Origin of the sequence: Paratractidigestivibacter sp. (genome assembly GCF_052362415.1) — a bacterium.
GTDB lineage: Bacteria > Actinomycetota > Coriobacteriia > Coriobacteriales > Atopobiaceae > Paratractidigestivibacter.
Window position 1 is genome coordinate 3,428 of the sequence record NZ_DAWEMK010000114.1, and the last position, 1,909, is coordinate 5,336.

1 protein-coding gene and 1 pseudogene are annotated in these 1,909 nt (G+C 68.3%); both read right to left on the minus strand.

Annotation, left to right across the window (positions count from 1 at the left end; all coding sequences use genetic code 11):
• Positions 1 to 209: 209 nt before the first annotated feature.
• Positions 210 to 1,622 carry a M20/M25/M40 family metallo-hydrolase gene (locus ACT84W_RS09300; protein ID WP_432290532.1) on the minus strand — a complete coding sequence of 471 codons (1,413 nt, stop codon included), beginning with the start codon at positions 1,620 to 1,622 and terminating at the stop codon, positions 210 to 212.
• Between the two features lie 33 nt (positions 1,623 to 1,655).
• Positions 1,656 to 1,909 (minus strand): annotated as a pseudogene (locus ACT84W_RS09305) (3-phosphoserine/phosphohydroxythreonine aminotransferase); the annotation flags it as partial.

The window sequence follows — 1,909 nt, forward strand, 5'->3', positions numbered from 1 at the left end:
CGCCTGGTGCTCGGCGGCATCGGCGTCTGCGATCTTCTTTATCCGGTCTTTGAGCAGCTCATACCTAGTTGACACGTTTTGCCTCTCGATGTGTCGAAAGATTGTTAGCCCATAGATTCTACCCGAGGAGACCGATTATATGCGCCTGCGCAAAAAGCACGGGGCCGCGGAGGGTGCCGCGTCGGGGCCGCAGGCGCCCCGTGAGGACATCAGAAATCGGCCGAGAAGGCCGTGTGCTCGAGCAGGCGCGTGAGCACACGGATGCCTTGCGCATACGTCCGCTTGGAGATGCGCTCGTTCACTCCGTGGACGCCGCGCGCCTCTTCTTCCGGGGCGGGCCGGAAGGGGCAGACGCGCATGATCGAGCCGCAGACGCGCTCGTAGCGGACCGAGTCGGTGCCCCCGCAGACGAAGGACGGGACCCACGCGACGCCGGGGTGGAAATGCTCGAGCGCCTCCTTGAGCTCGGCGTAGCCGGGACCGTCGACGGAGTCGACGCGACCGGCCGGGGTCTCGTGGGCGATCCTCGCCTCGACGCCCGTGCCCGCGATCGCGCGCTCCACGGCGGCGAGGACGTCGGGTCCCTTCGTGCCCGGCAGGAGCCTGAAGTTGACCGTGGCGCGGACGTCCCCGGGCATAACGTTCGCGGCGGTGGAGGCGCCCTCGAGGCAGTCGACCGCGACGGTGGTGCAGACGAACGGGTAGAGCTCCCGCACGCCCGAGGCGGCCTCGGCGATCGCTTGGGCGTTGCCCTCGACGTCCCCGACGAGCTCGGCGAACGGAGGCTTCGTGATGTGGGGCGCGAGCGCCTCGAAGGTGCCGGCGACGATGCTTCCCAGCTCGGGCTCGGGCTTCGACGCCGCCAAAAGCGCGACCGCGCGGCACAGGCGCTCGAGCGAGGTCCCGCCGAAGGGGTTCGAGGAGTGGCCTCCCTCCCCGCGCGCGCCGAGCTCGATGTCGAGATAGCCCTTCTGGGAGACGCAGATGTCGGAGACCACCGTGTCCGGGGCGCCGTACGCCGACCCGTCGAAGAGGGTCGTCGTCCCCTCGTCGACGAGGAACGCCGAGCGCAGTCCGCGGCTCTCCATGTGGGCCGCCAAGGCGGTCGCGCCGAGGCTGCGGACCTCCTCGTCCTCACCGAAGGCGAGGTAAATGGTGCGACGCGGGGCCCGGCCGCTCGCGAGCAGGTGCTCGGTCGCCTCGAGCTCGGCCATCAGCATGTCCTTGATGTCGAGCGCGCCGCGCCCCCAGACCCACTCGTCGTCGATGTCGCCGGAGAAGGGCCCGTGGAGCCACTCGCCCTCGGTCCCGGGGACGACCGGCACGACGTCCTGGTGGGCGATGAGCTGGACGGCATCGAGGTCGGGCTCGGTGCCGGGGACCGTGATGAGCACCGAGTGCCCCACGAGCTCGAAGGCGCCGGCCGCCATGATGTGCGGGAAGCTCGCGCGGATGTGGCCCTGGAGCCTCTCGAACTCTCCCCAGTCCGTCGACTCGGCGCCGGTGTAGACGGTCTTGCAGCGCAGGGCCTCGGCGAGGCGCGAGCAAGCGGCGTCGTAGTCGATGCCGGCATAGTCGTCCTCGTGCGCGAAATAATCGTAGGGGTTGATCTTCTTGGACATACTTCTCCGAAAAAAGCGCAGGTCGCAGACGGATTACTTGTGGGAGGCCTCGAACTTCTTCATGAACGAGACGAGCGTGTCGACGCCCTCGGGGGGCATCGCGTTGTAGATGCTCGCGCGCATGCCGCCCACGAGGCGGTGGCCTTTGAGGTTGACGAGGCCCTCCTTTGCGGCGTCGGCGATGAACTCGGCGTCGAGGTCTTTATCGCCGGTGACGAAGGGGACGTTCATGATCGAGCGGTCGCGGGGCTCGACGGTCGAGCTGAAGAGCGCCGACTCGTTGAGGA